This window comes from Serratia sp. CY38905, assembly GCF_052168875.1.
Classification (GTDB): domain Bacteria; phylum Pseudomonadota; class Gammaproteobacteria; order Enterobacterales; family Enterobacteriaceae; genus Serratia; species Serratia sarumanii.
In genome coordinates this window covers 1-16,102 of sequence record NZ_JBJNLV010000003.1, presented here as the reverse complement: position 1 = coordinate 16,102, position 16,102 = coordinate 1, and the positions used below count along the sequence as shown (strand labels likewise).

At 59.8% G+C, this 16,102-nt stretch carries 16 protein-coding genes; 4 read left to right on the top strand and 12 right to left on the bottom strand.

The window, feature by feature from the left end; all coding sequences use genetic code 11:
- Nucleotides 1–38: 38 nt before the first annotated feature.
- The 7 genes from lptG to ACJ8MK_RS09590 form a co-directional block, all read right to left on the bottom strand.
- Complete coding sequence (gene lptG, locus ACJ8MK_RS09620) at nt 39–1,118, bottom strand: LPS export ABC transporter permease LptG (protein ID WP_442517696.1); 1,080 nt, start codon at nt 1,116–1,118, stop codon at nt 39–41.
- Complete coding sequence (gene lptF, locus ACJ8MK_RS09615; protein ID WP_442517695.1) at nt 1,115–2,185, bottom strand: LPS export ABC transporter permease LptF; 1,071 nt, start codon at nt 2,183–2,185, stop codon at nt 1,115–1,117. The genes lptG and lptF overlap by 4 nt, the downstream gene beginning before the upstream one ends.
- A gap of 28 nt (nt 2,186–2,213) precedes the next feature.
- Nucleotides 2,214–2,780 (bottom strand): YtfJ family protein, encoded by a 567-nt coding sequence (locus ACJ8MK_RS09610; RefSeq protein ID WP_442517694.1) that lies wholly within the window; start codon nt 2,778–2,780, stop codon nt 2,214–2,216.
- A 20-nt stretch (nt 2,781–2,800) separates the two neighbouring features.
- Nucleotides 2,801–3,670: a hypothetical protein gene (locus tag ACJ8MK_RS09605; protein ID WP_047571323.1), complete on the bottom strand. Its 870-nt coding sequence runs from the start codon at nt 3,668–3,670 to the stop codon at nt 2,801–2,803.
- Complete coding sequence (locus tag ACJ8MK_RS09600; RefSeq protein ID WP_033655209.1) at nt 3,667–5,004, bottom strand: lipopolysaccharide biosynthesis protein; 1,338 nt, start codon at nt 5,002–5,004, stop codon at nt 3,667–3,669. The genes ACJ8MK_RS09605 and ACJ8MK_RS09600 overlap by 4 nt, the downstream gene beginning before the upstream one ends.
- A gap of 72 nt (nt 5,005–5,076) precedes the next feature.
- Nucleotides 5,077–5,871, bottom strand: coding sequence for a hypothetical protein (locus ACJ8MK_RS09595; RefSeq protein WP_033647965.1), 795 nt, complete (start codon nt 5,869–5,871; stop codon nt 5,077–5,079).
- A gap of 30 nt (nt 5,872–5,901) precedes the next feature.
- Complete coding sequence (locus ACJ8MK_RS09590) at nt 5,902–6,627, bottom strand: hypothetical protein (RefSeq protein ID WP_442517752.1); 726 nt, start codon at nt 6,625–6,627, stop codon at nt 5,902–5,904.
- A 372-nt stretch (nt 6,628–6,999) separates the two neighbouring features.
- Here ACJ8MK_RS09590 and ACJ8MK_RS09585 point away from each other — a divergent pair, with 372 nt between their 5' ends.
- Nucleotides 7,000–7,731, top strand: a complete 732-nt coding sequence (locus ACJ8MK_RS09585; protein WP_041035915.1) for an ATP-binding protein — start codon at nt 7,000–7,002, stop codon at nt 7,729–7,731.
- Nucleotides 7,732–7,800: 69 nt separating this feature from the next.
- Here ACJ8MK_RS09585 and spt read toward each other — a convergent pair whose 3' ends face one another.
- The 4 genes from spt to ACJ8MK_RS09565 are packed head-to-tail and all read right to left on the bottom strand — an operon-like array spanning nt 7,801 to nt 11,902.
- Nucleotides 7,801–8,973, bottom strand: a complete 1,173-nt coding sequence (gene spt, locus ACJ8MK_RS09580; RefSeq protein ID WP_442517693.1) for a serine palmitoyltransferase — start codon at nt 8,971–8,973, stop codon at nt 7,801–7,803.
- Nucleotides 8,960–9,220, bottom strand: coding sequence for an acyl carrier protein (locus ACJ8MK_RS09575; protein ID WP_015378483.1), 261 nt, complete (start codon nt 9,218–9,220; stop codon nt 8,960–8,962). The genes spt and ACJ8MK_RS09575 overlap by 14 nt, the downstream gene beginning before the upstream one ends.
- A gap of 31 nt (nt 9,221–9,251) precedes the next feature.
- Complete coding sequence (locus ACJ8MK_RS09570; RefSeq protein WP_197796314.1) at nt 9,252–10,166, bottom strand: NAD-dependent epimerase/dehydratase family protein; 915 nt, start codon at nt 10,164–10,166, stop codon at nt 9,252–9,254.
- Entirely contained in the window at nt 10,163–11,902 is a 1,740-nt protein-coding gene (locus ACJ8MK_RS09565; protein WP_442517692.1) for a fatty acyl-AMP ligase, read from the bottom strand. Before ACJ8MK_RS09565 ends, ACJ8MK_RS09570 begins: the two co-directional genes overlap by 4 nt.
- Nucleotides 11,903–12,638: 736 nt before the next feature.
- Here ACJ8MK_RS09565 and ACJ8MK_RS09560 point away from each other — a divergent pair.
- From ACJ8MK_RS09560 to ACJ8MK_RS09550, 3 genes are all read left to right on the top strand, one after another.
- Nucleotides 12,639–13,763 carry a hypothetical protein gene (locus tag ACJ8MK_RS09560; protein WP_039565146.1) on the top strand — a complete coding sequence of 375 codons (1,125 nt, stop codon included), beginning with the start codon at nt 12,639–12,641 and terminating at the stop codon, nt 13,761–13,763.
- A 219-nt stretch (nt 13,764–13,982) separates the two neighbouring features.
- A complete protein-coding gene (locus ACJ8MK_RS09555; RefSeq protein ID WP_033635218.1) occupies nt 13,983–14,348 on the top strand; it encodes a diacylglycerol kinase in 366 nt (121 codons plus the stop codon).
- 92 nt (nt 14,349–14,440) lie between these two features.
- On the top strand, nt 14,441–15,340 hold the full coding sequence (locus ACJ8MK_RS09550) for a LysR family transcriptional regulator (protein WP_101427136.1): 900 nt from the start codon (nt 14,441–14,443) through the stop codon (nt 15,338–15,340).
- On the opposite strand, the gene ACJ8MK_RS09545 is transcribed toward ACJ8MK_RS09550, so the two are convergent.
- A complete protein-coding gene (locus ACJ8MK_RS09545) occupies nt 15,315–16,100 on the bottom strand; it encodes a substrate-binding domain-containing protein (protein WP_442517691.1) in 786 nt (261 codons plus the stop codon). The two genes, ACJ8MK_RS09550 and ACJ8MK_RS09545, sit on opposite strands and share 26 nt — an antisense overlap.
- Nucleotides 16,101–16,102 lie beyond the last annotated feature (2 nt).

The following is a 16,102-nucleotide window of genomic DNA, read 5'->3' as shown; positions in this document are numbered from 1 at the left end:
CCGGAAAGTTCTTGTTTTCCAAAGGCTGCTGCGGGTTTTTAACCCCGCCGATCAAACCGATAAACCAGCACTAACGCCAGCGCCAGAAGTAAAAGCGGCGGGGCGAGGGCGGTGAAGGGCGCGTTGAGGGCGAACAGCAACCCCAGATTGAGAACGATCTGGTAAGCGATGTAGGTCAGCAACCCGATGATGACGCCAAGCGCTAACCGGCTGCCCATGCCGGGGGCGCGTGGAGCGGTGAAGGTAAACGGGATGGCCAGCAAAATCATCGCCAGCACCAGCAGGGGCTGGCCGAGTTTTTTCCACAGCGCCAGGCGGTATTCGGTGCTGGGCTGCCCCGAGCCCTGCAGGTAATCGATATAGCGCTCCAGCTGTTGCAGCGAGAAGCTGCCTGCCGGCAGGGTCAGCTCTTTCAGGCTCGGCACGGCGAACAGCGAGCGCCACGGTAGGCTGCTTTGTCGCGCTATCGTCTCCTTTCCGCCTTGCCAGCTTTTCTGTATCACGTTGTGCAGCAGCCAGCTGCCGTCGGCGGCGGTGCTGGCGCTGTCGGCGTAGATATAAGATTCCAGCGCGCGGTTGGCCTGATAACGGAAGATCTCAATGCCGTGGGGCTGGTCGTTCTCATCGACGGTTTTGACCGTCACAAACTCGTTGCCGCGCCGCGCCCACAGCGGGTTCACGGTCACGTCGTTATCGTTCGACTGCGCCAGGGCGTTGTTCTTCATCTGCAGCGCGCGTTGCTGCAGCGGCGAGGCCGCCCATTCATCGAGGGCGCCGAGCGACAGGTTCATCAGCAGCCCGGCGGCGAGCATCACCAGCGCGATGCGGAATATCGACATCCCGGCGGAGCGGATCGCGGTCAGCTCCAGGGTTTTAGATAGCTGCCCCAGCCCGACGATGCCGCCGAGCAGCGCGATAAACGGCCCCAGATCGACCAGGCTGCGCGGCAGGGTCAGCACGGTCACCAGCAGCGCCTGCTGCCAGCGGTAGCCGCCCGGGGTCACGTCCTCCAGCTCGTTGATCAGCGTAAAGGTGGTGAACAGCGGGATGAGCAGCCCGGCCGCGGCGGCGAAGCCGATGAACACGTTGCGGATCAGGTAACGGCTAAAAATAGTCATCGGGAGGGTTTCCGCAGCAGGGATAAGTCGCGCGTCAGCAGCAGGGCGATGCCGGCAGCCATCGCCAGCGGCACCAGCCAAACGCCGGGGATCGTCGGCACAGAGCCGTTGGCCACCAGCGTGCGGCAAATGTTGCCGCCATAGAAAATCACGGTAAACAGCACCGTCAGGGGCAGCAGCGCGGCGTAGCGCCCCTGTCGCGGCTTGATGCGGCTAAAGGGGATCGCCAGCAGCACCATCAGCACGGTGGTCAGCCCGCGGCTTTCGCGCCATTGCAGTTCGGCGGCGTCGCCCGGATCGGCGGAGCGCGCCAGCTCCGCCGGCGAGGCCGATTTGTGCCGGCTCTCGGCGCTGGGTACGAACGGTTTGAGCGCGATGTCGAAGTTGTCGTAGTTCTGCCCGTTGTCGTCGGTGCCCTGGCGATCCAGCACATAGGCGGTGCCGGTTTTCAGCCGCACGGCGGGGCTGGCGGGGGAGGCGTCGAGCACTTCCACCGAGTGCGCGCGGTACAGGTTGGTGTGATGGCCGCCGCGCACATAAATCAGGGCGTCCGTCAGGTGGTTGGCCGTTTTGTCGACGTGGTTGGCGAGGATCATGCGGCCGTTGCCGCTGACGTTGAATTTGTCGGCCTGCAGGTGGCTCACGTCCAGCACCGACTGCGACTCTTGCTGCAGCTGATAAATATTGGCGTACGCCCAGGGCCTGCCATACAGCGACAGCAGCGTGACCGCTATCGCCAGCGGCACGGCCAGTATCAGCACCGCCTTGTACAGCCGCAGCGGGCTGGCGCCGGCGGCCAGCATGGCGGTGATCTCCGCATCGCTGTACAGCTGGCTCAGCGCCACCGCCACCGAGACATACAGCGCGACGGGCAATATCATCTCCAGCGCGATCAGCGATTTATAGAACACCACGTCGGCCACTACCCACAGCGCCAGCGTGCCGTTGGCGGCGTCGGTCAGGTAGCGCTGGGCCGAGTAGCTGGCGAACATGAAGATCAGAAACCCGGCGATCATCATCACCAGGCGGCGGATCTCAACCGTGATATAGCGTTCAATTAAAGACATGCGTCATCGGCTCCCGGCGGTGTGCGCTTCATGGCGTCTCCCGGTCGATCAGGGTGCGCAGCAGGGCGATCACCTGATTAACTTCCTGCGGGGTGAGTGCGCCGTCCTTCGCCCACTGCACGCGCCCGGCCTGGTCCAGCACCACGATGGTGGAGCTCTCCTCCGGCAGCCGCCAGGCCATGCGCCCCAGCCCGTCGCTGTCGACGATGAACTGCGCCCAGGGGTAATTCCGCTTGTTTTTCTCAATTTTGCCGCGCACGAAAAAGCCGGAGCCCGGTATCGCATCGTCGGTGTTGACGATGGTGGTGGGCTGGAAGCGATCGCCCGGCAGGTTCGCGTCCTTGACGGCGTTGATCAGCAGCGAGTTCTTCTTCTTGGCGGAGGTGCGCCCGGCGATGTATTGGATCACCCGCACCTTGCCCGCCAGTTTTGCGCTGTTCCACGGCCGGTAGCTGAAATCGCCGTTGCGCAGCAGCAGTTCGCCGCGATCGGCGATGGCGATCGGCGCCACCGGCCGGCCCTGCACGAAGTTATGCGCGGATGCCGCCAGCGGCGACAGCAGCAGCGTGAAGATCAGCAAGCGACGCAACGTCATCATGGCTCCTTGCAACGCGCTTATCTGCCCGCCGCGACGGCCGGCGGGGAAAACGACAGCGGAAAGCGCGCCAGCAGCAGCTCCAGGCGCTGGCGAATGTCGATATCCAGGATCGCCGGCCGATCGTAGATATCGCCGCCGGCCAGTTTGTCCGCCACCATCACGTCGTGCCGGTCGCCCATCAGGCCGTTAATCGCCGCCAGGAAGCGCGAGATCTGCCGGGCTTCGCGATTGTCGGGATCGATCGATCTCAGCGTGTCGTAAAACGACACCTGGCGGCTGACGATTTTGCGCACGTTGTGGAACTGGTGCCCGGTCAGCGCCGGGCTGGCGATCAGCGTCTGCAGCTGGCGCATTTGCTCCTGGCGGTAGGTGATAAAGCCCTGTGCGCTTTCCAGCCGGGTGTGGCGCAGCGCATAGCGCACATATGACCATACCGGCTTGCTGAGCAGCAGCCGCAGCAGGTTGCCGTACAGCGTCAGGTTCTTCTGGTTGCCGTTGCGAAACGCGTCCTGAAAATGGCCGAGCACCACGGTGGTGGTGTGGAACAGGCGGTTGGCGCGGTGGGGCGCGCCGTACAGCTGCTGGGCGAAGCGCAGGTGCTTGTAGCGGGCGCGGATATATTTGTAGCGCATGCGGGTGGGCGCTGCCAACTGCGGATCTTTCAGGAAACCGTTCACCAGTTGCAGCAGCTCGCGGCGGGAAAAGCCGTCTTCCCAAAACTGCAGGCACAGCGCGTAGTTGTCCCGGATGCTCTCGGGGGAACACTGCAAATCAATCTGCTGTGGCAGGCTGATATTCGCCTCAACCAGGTCGTCTTCTTCCACCGCGACAAACAGCGCCTGGGTGGTTTCGGCGGAGAACTTCTTCCAATTATCGGTAGCGGTCATTGATTACTCTCTTTGGGCGCATTCAGCCCCAACATAAAGCGATTGCGGTAGGCGCCGATCGTCGGTATCAGGGATAACAGAACGTCTAAACATTGCCCCAGTAAATAAGCGAAGGCGGCGCCCTGCACGCCGAAGGCATACGCCATCGACACCAGCAGCGCAATGTAGGCCGCCGAGGCCGTCGCCTGCGCGATCAGGAAAGCGCGCTGCTTGCCTGCCATAAACAGTAAGGATTCCTGCGGGAAGCCCATCATGGAGACGATGATCGCGCCCAGCATGATTTGAATCAGGTCATAGGCTTCCAGGTATTGCTGCCCGAACACCGCGGAAATGAGCGGTTTACCCACCAGCAGCATCAACACCGCGACGGCCAGGCCGATGCCGCCGGCCAGCAGCGAGGAACGCAGGCCCAGCAGCCACGGGGTCTTGGTGCGCGGATCCAGGCGCATGATCTCCGGATAGAAGCTTTTCTCCAGCAGCTTGGCCGGGGTGCCCGTCGCATCGAAGAAGGTCATGGCGATCTTGAACAGCCCGGCGGCGGCCGGCCCGAGCACCACGCCCACCAGCACGGTGGTGCAGGAGTTGCGCGCGGCCCAGATGGTGTGGGCGATGTTGGTGGTCCAGACGAAGTTCCAGGCGCCCTCGATGCGGCGCGCGACGTTGAACAGGCGCGGCCTCAGCGCGCCGTGGATATCGCGGCGGCGCAGCTCGCGTGCGGTGAACCACCAGAACAGCGTGCCGCCGATCAGGTTAGAGGCGTACCAGGTGACGATAAAGCCGGGGAATCCCAGATCGAAATAATAGGAGATGACGCTGCCCACCGCCTGCAGGAACGGCTTGATCGCCTGCTGAATGGCGATGAGATCGAAGCGGTTGAAGGCGCGCAGCACGCCGGTCGGCGTGGACGAGGTCATCGACGGGATCAGGGTGCAGTACAGCATGGCGAGCCAGAAGCTTTCGCTGTCCAGCCCCAGGGCGTGAGACAAGAAAGGCAGCATGATCATGCCGCCCAGCACGGCGATGACGCCGCTGGCGATATCCAGCCCGAAGGAGAAGGCGACGACGTCGCGGAAGCGCCCGGTGTTTTGATGCTCCAGCGCCGGGGTACCGAATTGCACCACAAACTGCCAGGTCTGGAATTTGATGAAATCGCTGACCGCTTTGGTATAGGCCTGGATCACCACCAGCACGCCGAACATTTCAGGCGACATGCCTTTACCGGCGCAGGAGAGCGCCAGCAGGCCGAGCAGCGCGCTGGCCACGCTGCCGGAGCCTAAGTAGGCGGCATTACGTAAAATGGAGCGAAATGCGCCATCGGAAAACCACCGTTTCATAACCCAAACCAGCCGTTATCGTTGTTTTGCTGCATCTTGTGTTCCGCTGTCATGCGCTTGCCCTGTATGCGTTTAATAAACCTGAGTTTCTTCGCCGGCGTTTTCGCCGGGTTGCCCGATGTCGCTCTGTGGGCGCTTCGCGGGGTTCACCACGGCGGAAATGGCGTTGAGCGCGTTGCTCAGCACCTCGTCGTAAGGGGCTCTGGCGTCCAGCTCGATGATGCGCGCGCCGTTGTACTGCAGGCGCACCATGGCGGAAATCTTGTCTTTCAGCTCTTCATAGCTGTGATCGGGCTTGCGGGAAAACGCCGTATCGACGTCGATATCGAGGCGAATGATCAGCGCCGGCCGATAGACGGCCATGCGTTGATATAAACGGCGTTCGCGCGCCGCCAGGCGGCTCAATAGCCAGCCTTTTGCGCGTTCCACGCCGATGCCGGGCCCGTCGTAGTAAAAACCTGAAATTTCCGCCTGCGGGTAGCGATCGCTGATCACCAGCACGCCGCTCTGCGCCAGCCGCCGCACCTTGCGCAGGTTGGATGCGCGCCACAGCGAAAAGCCGTACATGATCAGCGCCGCCCACAGCGCCGGCGGCCTGTTGCTCATGCGCTGGGTTTTATCGGATTTGGCCGCCAGGCGCCGTTCCAGCCACACGCCGATGAACGGCAATTTCTTGATTTTGTCGCCGTCTTCGCCGGAGATCAGCCCCAAATAGCGCCGCTCAGTGGGGCGATGTTGCTGCAGGTTCTTGACCAGATCGGCGGTCAGCGTGGACTTGCCGGTGCCGTCGCTGCCCACCACGGCAATCAGCCCGGTGATGCAGGCGGAAGAGGTATTCTGTTCGGCGGTGAGTTTATTTTTTTTCATCTGTTTCGGTACGAAAAGGTTATTTGGCGGCTAGGCATTGGCGGCCCTCAGCGATATTTTAACGGCGCGCAGAGACTCGTCGAAAATATGATTGGCCGGCTCGCGACCGTCTAAATCCAATATGTTAGCGCCGTTAAACGTCAGGTGCGGGATGACGGCGATCTTTTCGCGCAACGCCGCCAGCGAGTGATCGGGTTTGCGTGAATAGGCCGTTTGTTCGTCAATATCCAGCCGAATTAATAATAAGGGCTGATAAGACGCCATCCATTGGTAGAGGTTTTGTTCGCGCTTTCTCAGCCAGCGGATCCAGCGATTGCCGCCGGCGGTTTTCGCCAGCTGCGGGCCATCGAAACGAAACCCCGCCACTTCGGCCTGCGGATAACGATCGGTGATCAGCAATGCGCCGCTGCGGCTTTTCTTCAGCATGCGACGGAATTTATAAACGCGCCAATAGGAAAGTAAAAAAATCACCAGCGCCGTGGCATTATCCGGCGGCGTGGAAGGGCGCTCATGCACGCGCTCCGACTTCTTCAATAAATAACGCCCGAAGGGCGCGCCAATAATCGGCAGCGTACTGATCCATTCGCCGATGCGCCCGGAAGACTGGCCGAGATAAAGCAGTTCGGCAGGTTCTTGTGGCGCTAAGGCGTTGACCAGGCTGGCGGCTAACGTGGATTTTCCCGAGCCGTCACAGCCGGTTATCGCTATTACGCGCACGGGCGAGCGATCAGATGAAGGTCTTATCTGCTGACTCACAATAATTGATCCAATGCGAAAAAAACTATTGTATTCCAATACGCCTTGGGTTCAAGATATTTATTGTGCTTTGCCGCGATAAAATAATGGGATTGCTATTCCTGTTCGTTATTTGAATTGATATTTATGGCGTTCGTTCTTGTTATTTTGTGCTAATTGTTGGTGCGTGGGCCGGTTTCGCTTTTTATGTTAATTTCCGGCCGGGCTAACGGCGAAAAAAGAGCAGGGCTTTTCAATTTTCGCTTAATGTTTTGTGCTTTTTGGCGTCGCGTTACGGAAAATTTTTTCCACGCGGCCGCCACGGCAATGATAAGCGGTAGTTCGCTTCAAATATGGCACGCCGTTTCTGGTGTATTGAAAGAGAGTCTTATTATGAGTGCAAAATTTCCGCCGCTGATTGCGGTTATCGGCAGCGACGGATCGGGTAAGTCCACCGTTTGTGAACATTTGATCGCGTATATGAAACATTATGGCCCGGCGGTGCAGGTGCATCTGGGCAAACAGGCGGGCAACGTCGGCCGCGCGGCGGCGAAGTTGCCGCTGCTCGGGCGCTCGGTGGGTAAGGCTATCGAGAGCAATACCAAAAAAGTCAAAACGAAAAAATCCCGCATTGGCCTGCTGCCGTCGGCGGTGATCATCGCTTTCGTGGGGCGGCGGCTGCTGCGGTTTCGCCGCATGCTGGCGTATCGGCGGCAAGGGTTCATCGTGTTGACCGACCGTTTTCCGCAGGCGCAGATCCCCGGCGCTTACGACGGCACGGTTTTTCCCGTCGACGTTGAAGGGAGCCGTTTCGTCCGTTGGCTGGCGGCGCGCGAGCGGGCGGCGTTCCAATGGATGGCGGGGCAAAAACCGGATCTGGTGCTCAAGCTGAATGTCAGTCTGGCGGTGGCCTGCGCGCGCAAACCCGATCACCGCAAAGCGGCGCTGGAGAAGAAGATCGCCGTCACGCCGTTATTGACGTTCGAAGGCGCCGACATCGTGGATCTCGATGCCGATCGGCCGATCGAGGAGGTGCTTTCGGCGGCGGAAAAAGCCATCGCGGAATTTATGGCGGCGCAGGGTTATCGCTATTCCGCTGATGAAGTATCAACGGCTGCGCACTGAGGCGCGCATCGGTTCGGCAGGGCGGCGATGCCATTTTCGGCACCGCCGCCGCGGCCGAGAGGGAAGGCTTTATTTTTTCAGCGCCGCAAAGGCGCGCACGATGGTGTCAATCTCTTCATCGCTGTGCGCGGCATTGACGCTGCAGCGCAGCAGGGTAACGCCCGCCGGCGCGGCCGGTGGCAGCACCAGGTTTACATACACGCCGTGGGCGATCAGCTCGCGCCAGAAACGCAGCCCTTCTTCCTTCGAACCGATCATCACCGGCACCACCGGGCTGATGCGCGGCCCCAGGGTATACCCCAGTTCGGCGAGGCCGTGGTACAGGCGGTGCGCGTTGCTCCACAGCTTTTCCCGCAGTTCGGGATGGCGCGCGATTTTTTGCAGCGCCATGCGCACTGACGCGATGCTCGACGGCGACGGCGACGCGGTAAAGATATACGGCCGGCTGCTGTAGCGCAGCACGTCCATCCCCTTGCCGCCAACGGCGAAACCGCCGATCGAAGCCAGGCTTTTGCTGAAGGTGCCCAGGATGATATCCACGTCTTGCTCGACGCCCAGCGCTTCGGCCAGGCCGCGGCCGTGCTCGCCCATCACGCCGAAGGAGTGCGCTTCGTCGACCAGCAGATACCCGCCGAGCCGCCGCTTGATGTCGACGATTTCCACCAGCGGGGCGACGTCGCCCAGCATGCTGTAGATGCCTTCCACGATAATGATCGCCTCGCGCGCACGCTCGCCCAGGCGCACCATGCGGCGCTCCAGATCGGCGGCGTCATTGTGGCGGAAGCGAATAATCTCCGCGCCGCCGAGGGCGCAGGCGTCGTAAATGCTTGCGTGGCTGTCCGCGTCGATCAATACCACGGCGCCCGGCCCCGCCAGCGTGCTGATGACGCCCAGGTTGGCGGTGTAGCCGGTGGAGAATACGATGGCGCTCGGGCGATCGAAGAATTCCGCCAGCTCCCGTTCCAGCGTCAGGTGCGATCCGTAGCTGCCGTTCGCCATGCGCGAGCCGGTGGTGCCGGTGCCGAGCGCGGCCAGGGCCGCCTGGCCGGCGGCGATCGCCTGCGCATCGAACGTCAGGCCAAGGTAATTATTGGTGCCGGCGAGGACAATCTTTTGATCGCCGATGCGGCCCTGGGTGGCGGAATAGACTTCGTCGATACAGGTGCCGAACGGATTCAGACCGGACGTTTGAAATTGTTCGCGGTCATTGGCGAGGCGCGCAAACTTATCATACAGTCCCATGGTTTTTCTCCAGATAAGGGCGCAGCGCGTCAAGCAGTTGCTCAGGCGTTCTGACATCAAGCAATATATTGATAGGAATGGAGATATCTAATTCATCTTCCAGCATCATCAGCAGATCCAGGACTCTGATGGATTCCAGGCCAAGATCATTGACGAGATCGCTATCAGGTTTTATTTCCACTCCGCCTTCGACGATACCTTGCAAACACGTCAGGATATAATCCATTACAGCATCGCGATTTAGCATAAGAACGTTGACACACCTCTATTTGGAATAATTAAAACAGCCCTTCGCGCAGCGCGCGCTCCAAACTTACCTGTGGAAACCAATTAATCTGTTGCGACAGCGCGTGATTACTGGCGGACCAGTCGTGATGGGTTAATTCGCGTATTTTGCTGCGCGTCAGCATCGGCTCCTGTTTTACCAGGCGGTTCCACACCACGCTGATATCCGCCAGGGCTTTCAGCAGCGGCAGCGGAATGCCCACCAGGCGCACCGGCCCGTGCCGCACGGCGGCGCCGATGTCCCGCAGGCGCAGCCAGTTATAGCCTTCGGCCACGCCGTCGCACAGTTCGTAAATATTCGGCTGCGCAGGTTCGGCCTGCACCCATTGGCTGACCGCCTTGGCCAAATCGCTCACGTGCAGAAAAGAGAGCCTGGCGTCAGGCGCGCCCAGCCGGGGCAGCACGCCGCGCAGCAGGCCGTTGAACAGCGGTTTCAGCTCTTTATCGCCGGGCCCGTAAACCGCCGTCGGGCGGAAAATCCCCAGCGCGATCTCGCCGCTGGCGGCGATGAGTTGCTGCTCGGCGGCCTGTTTTGAATGGGCGTACCAGGACAGCGCCGGATGGCGGGCCGCCAGCGACGACATGAACAAGAAGCGACGGCAGCGGCCGTTCTGTTTGGCCGCCTGCATCAGGTTCAGGCTGCCGGTGACGTTGCAGCGGGTGAACACCGCTTCCGCGTGCCCGCGCACCTGGCCCGCACAGTGCACGACGCACTCCGCGCCGCGCACCAGCTCGGTGAGCGAGGGCCGATCCTCCAGCGCGCCGGGGATCCACTGCAGGTTGTCGGCGGCGGTTTTTCCCGCGCGCCGCGTCAGGGCGCGCACGTTAAACCCTTGCGCCAGCAGTTCCTGGACGATGTGCCGGCCGATAAAACCGGTCGCGCCCGTCACTGCCACCGTGCCGCTCATTGCGCGAAACCGGCCAGCTGCGGCATGTGCGGGTAGAGCGAGGCGCTCAGCCAGCGTTTTTTGGCCTCCGCGCGCGCGGGTTTGCCCGACGACGTGCGGGGAATGCTGTGCGGCGGCAGCAGCTCGATGTCCACCGCGATGCCGAACTCGCTTTGAATGCGCGCGCTCAGCGAACGCACGATTTGTTCCCGGCGTTCTTCCGAGATGACTCGGCACTGGATTTGCAAAATGATCCTGGCCGCTTCGTCGTGCTCTTCGGTTACGAAGGCGATCGCATCGCCGGAACGGATTTCCGGTTCGGATTCCGCGACGTACTCGATATCCTGCGGCCAGATATTGCGGCCGCGAATGATGATCAAATCCTTCTTGCGGCCGGTGACGTACAGATAGCCGTCCAGCAGGTAGCCCAGATCGCCGGTATCCATCCAGCCGGTCACCTGAATTTGCTGCTGGGACTCGTCGTCGCAGAAATAACCGTTCATCAGGCTGGGGCCGGAGATCGTGATATGGCCGACCTGGCGTTCCGGCAGCGGTTGCCCGGTTTCGCTGCGGATCTCGATGCGGTGGCCGGGCAGCGCTCGGCCGCAGTTGACGAAGGTCGAGACGGCGCGGGTTTTCTTGCCGGGCGCGACCGCTTTACCCTCGTACTCCAAAATATCGCGGTCGACCGCGTTGGTTTGCGGGCCGGAGCAGGGATCGGAAAAACTCACCGCCAGGGTGTTCTCGGCCAGGCCGTAGCACGGCATGAAGGCTTTGCTGTCGAAGTTGATGCTGCTGAAGTGTTCGCCGAACTGGCCGAGCAGCTCGGCCGGGATCGGCTCGGCGCCCACGCCCGCAACCCGCCAGCTGGAAAGATCCAGATCGGCCAGCTCTTTGGCGTTGCTGCGGCGCAGGCACAGATCGTAGCCGAACGGCGGGGCGACGGACACCGTACCGCGATTCTTGGCAATCAGTTTCAGCCACTGCATCGGGCGCATGGCGAAATCTTGCGTGCGCAGATAATCGACGGACAGCTGGGTCGCCACCGGCGTCAGCAGGAAACCGACCAGGCCCATATCGTGATAGAAGGGCAGCCACGAAACGCAGCGGTCGCCCGCGCGCAGCTTGATCCCGTCGCGACTGATCGCGTTCAGGTTCGCCATCGCCGCCCGCTGGGTAATGATCACGCCGCGCGGAAAGCGGGTGCTGCCCGAGGTGTATTGGAGATAGGCGATATCGTCGGGCGAAGGCGCCGGCAAGGCGATCTCCGGCTCCGGCAAGGCGTTAAAGTCCGCGTCGCTGAGGATGTGCAGCGCCGAGGTGTTTTCCGTGGCCGACGCGATCAGCGGCGTCCACTCTTCGCTGCTGACGATCGCCGCGGGGTTGCAGCTGGCGATCAGCCCTTTCAGCTTGGCGGTGTAGGAGTCGCGCTGGCCCACGCCCATCGGGATCGCCAGCGGCACCGCCACCAGGCCGGCGTATTGGCAAGCGAAAAAGGCTTCGACGAATCCCGCGCTGGTTTCGGCGATCAGCGCCACGCGATCGCCTTTCTTGAGTTTCAGGGACAATAAACGCCGCGCGCCCGAGATCGCTTTTTGCTGCAGCGTGCGATATTCGAGAACGGTCACGAGTTGATTGCGACGGTCGTAAAAATTCATTCCCGTATTGCCCAGCGCCGCGTAATCCAACGCGTCCACTAAGGTGGGGAAGTCCGCATAGCGCATGGGAAGAGAATGAACGGAACTTGTTTCAGACATAGACAAACTTAGCCATAGATTAAAAATCACCAAAAGAGAAAATCACTCTTGGCGAGGTAATTGATGTTTTACTATGAATAGGTTTTGAATAAGTTTGTTATTCAACCATCTTCATTCCGCGAACAGCGTATATTGCCGTGCTTGAGGGCACGCCGGTTATTAACCGGTCAGAGCGTGAGTAGCCCGTGTTATCAGCCTTGAGCGGCACCCTGGCGATATACGTGAGACTATTGTAATATCCGGGCAGCGCCGTTCTTTAGCCTGTCTCTTTCGGGCAGGAAATAACTGTCGGCTCATAGATTATGACCTCATGCATGGCTATCTTGGAACTTAAACACTTCCTAAACAGTATGCCGCAAGAAATCCAAAAGTGAACGATTCATTTAAGGCTAATCTTAAAAAGAGCATTAAGTGGTAAAGATGGCGGCACACCTCCTGATTAAAGTCGGTACACTAAAAGCGGCGAGTTTCTTTTGCCGTAACAGCACGAAATAATAAAATAGCACCATTAGCGTAGCCTGGCTGCGCCGCTTTCTGTTTCCTTTTTTATCAATTACGGACATCACAGGGTGAATGTCGGGCGCAATAATGCGCTGATTCACAGGGGGTAATATTCGGTTTTTCTTATCATTGAACCGGAGGCAATACACAATCCAATAAATGAGAACAGCATAAAAAATGCTAAAGGCGTTGTCGCGCGCTTATTTAATTATTTTATTAAAACGTAAGGCTATTTATGATCCGTGTTGAGAAAGTTCTGAGTAAACGCGAACTTAAAGAATTTATTGCTTTCCCCTCGCAACTGTTTCGCGATGATCCGAACTGGATTGAGCCGCTGCATGTAGAGCGCGAAGAGCACCTGTCAAAGAAGAATCCCGGCACCGACCATATTGAATGGCAGGCATGGGTGGCCAAAAAACAGGGCAAAGTCGTTGGGCGCATCACGGCGCAAATCGATGCTCTGCACCGGGAGTTGCATGGCGAGGATACCGGCCATTTCGGCATGATTGACGCCGTTGACGATCCCGCTGTTTTCAGCACTTTATTCACGGTGGCGGAGGAGTGGCTGAGGTCGAAAGGCGCGCGCAAAATCACCGGGCCATTCAGCCTCAATATCAATCAGGAAAGCGGCCTGTTGGTCGAGGGGTTCGATACGCCGCCTTCCGCCCTGATGACACACGCGAAGCCCTACTATGCGGCGCAAATAGCGCAGCAGGGCTACAGCGAAGGGATTGATTTGCTTGCCTATTGGATGAAAAGAACCGACCTGCATTTTTCGCCGTCGTTAACCCGGATGATGGATCAGGTGCGCAAAAAGGTGACCGTTCGCCGCCTCAACCGCAAGCGCTTTCGCGAGGAGATGCAGGTGCTGCGCGAGGTGTTCAACTCCGGATGGCAGCATAACTGGGGGTTTGTTCCGTTCACCGAGCACGAGTTCGCCACCATGGGGGATCAGCTGAAGTTTCTGGTACCCGACGATATGATCCATATCGCCGAGGTGGATGGCGCCCCCTGCGCCTTTATCGTCGGTCTGCCGAACATCAACGAAGCGATTGCCGATCTGCAGGGGCGGTTATTGCCGCTTGGCTGGGCGAAGCTCTTGTGGCGGCTGAAAGTCAGCGGCGTGCGCACCGCGCGCGTGCCGTTGATGGGCGTGCGCCAGGAATATCAATTCAGCCGCATCGGGCCGATTATTGCGCTGCTGCTGATTGAGGCGCTGCGCGAGCCTTTCGCCAAGCGCAATATCGACGCGCTGGAAATGTCGTGGATCCTGGAAACCAATACCGGCATGCGGACGATTTTAGAACGCATCGGCGCGGTTCCCTATAAGCGCTACCGCTTATACGAGAAAACGCTTTAACCGGCTGATAACGCATCGCCTTTTCACGTTCTCAGAATAATAACCGCGCCGGGGCATTTTCGGGCGGTGCCGTTTCAGGGGCAGGGTGACGGCGCGTGAGTGCATGCATCGCCTCCGGGAAGAGAACGGTTAAGGCCTTTAATTAATAAACTCGAGATAAATTCACGCCGCGTGATTTATTCGCGAGTGATTGTGGCAGTATTGACGAGAGCTGATTGCATGCCTGTGGAAAAGAAAAAAGGAATAAGCCGATTAACCTACAGCATAAGGAATTCCTGGGCCGGATTTATTGACGCCGTGCTTACCGAAGATGCGTTTCGCCAATTATTGGTTATTAACGCCATTTTACTGGTTGTTACATTTGGTTTAGATATTACAAATATAGAACGGCTGTTATTAATCGCCTGCAGTTTTCTGCTATTGGTGGTTGAGCTGCTTAATACGGCGATTGAAACCGTGGTCGATCGCATTTCGCTGGAATTACATCCGTTATCCAAACGCGCTAAAGATCTGGGCGGCGCTGCGCAGCTGGTGGCGGTGGTGATGACTATCATTATTTGGGGAATGGTGCTGCTGGGGCGATAAGGGCTTGGGTGGCTCAATTGCCAGACCGGTTGCCGTGGCGCTCTAAGCGGTTATCATCGATGTTTTGCGTTCAGCAAGGAGAGTCGGCCGCTATGCCCGTGAATTTTGATCTCAACGATCTTTATGCCTTCCGCGCGCTGGTGGAGTACGGCAATTTTCGGCTGGCAGCAGAATCCATCTGCCTGTCGCAGTCGGCCCTGAGCCGCAGGATTGAGAAGCTGGAAAACGCGCTGGGCAGCAAACTGTTCGATCGTACTACCCGGCGCGTGACGCTGACGCTGTACGGGCAGGCGTTTGCCGAGCGTTCGGATCAGCTGCTGATGAATGTCGAAGCGGTGTTGGCCGATATCGATAAGGTTAGCCAGGAACGTACCGGGCTGGTCACCGTCGCCACGGTGCCGTCGGCGGCCTACTATTTCATGCCCGACGTGATACGCCGTTTCCGGCTTCGCTATCCGCGCGTGCGCGTCAAGCTGATCGACGGCAGCGCGGGCAATGTGATTGAGGCGGTCACCGGCGGCCAGGCTGACTTCGGCATCTGCTTTGCCGGGCGGCTGCAGCCTAACCTTGAATTTGTGCCGTTGGTGGGGGACGTTTACGTGGCCGCCTGCCGGCGCGATCATCCGCTCGCCGCTAAAAAGAGCCTCACCTGGCGGGAATTTTATCAGCAGGATTACGTGTCGCTGGATAAAACCTCCGGCAATCGCAATCTGCTCGATCAGCGCCTGGAACACCTCGTGCCGGAGCGCCCCAGCGTGTGCGAAACTCGCCATGTGACGACCATGCTGGGCATGGTTGAGGCGGGCATCGGCATTGCCGCCGTGCCCGCCATGTCGATGCCCGCTTCAGAGCATTCGGTGTTGACGTCGGTGCCGCTGGTCGAGCCGGTGGTGAAACGCTCCGTGGGCCTGATCCGGCGCGGCGGCCGCATGCAGTCTTTCGTCGCCGCCGAGTTGGAAAAGCTGATTACTGAACGGTATCACTCTGCCTGACCGGCTGCTGCGCCGGCACGCTTCGCATGCCGGTCGCGCGAATGGTCGGCTGTGCCTGAGAGGAGGCGAGGAACTCCAGCAGCGCTTTGCCTTCGCGGCGATGTTCCGCCTTGGCGGTTACCGCGCCGGCGAAGCGGGTGATGTACTGCACGTTTTCCGGCAGTTCGCCGATAAAGGTGACGCCCGCCACGGGCAGCAATTCGCTGACCTGCTGGAAGCCCAACGCGTATTTCCCCTGCGCCACTTCAGAGGCCACCGGAATGCGCTCAATCCTATGCGCTTTTCCTTTCACCTGTTCCTCGATGCCCAGCTTTTTGAACAGTTGGCCGCTGACGTAGCGGCCGCTGGCGCTGTCGGAATAGGCGAAAGAGTCGGCTTGCAGCAAGGCATTACGCAGCTCGGCATCCGTTTTTATCGCCGGCTTGGGCGCGCCCTGTTTCACCACCATGCCGATCGGCGAATCGGCCAGCTCTACGCGCGAACCCGGCTGGATCCAGCCGCCTTTGTCCAGTTGGGTCAGCGCGTCGCCCACCATGATCACCACATCGGCTTGCTCTCCGCGCGCCAGCCGCGCGGGGATCGCCTGCGGCGTTTTCCCCATGGAAGGGCCGGACACCAGAATGATTTTGTCGCCGCTTTGGGCTTCATATTCCGGGGCCAGTTTCTCCAGCGCGGCCTTGAAGCCGCCGGAGATCATCACGGTCACGTCTTTGGCCAGCGCCGCGGTGCTGAAGGAGGCGCACACCAGCGCGGCGAGGATCG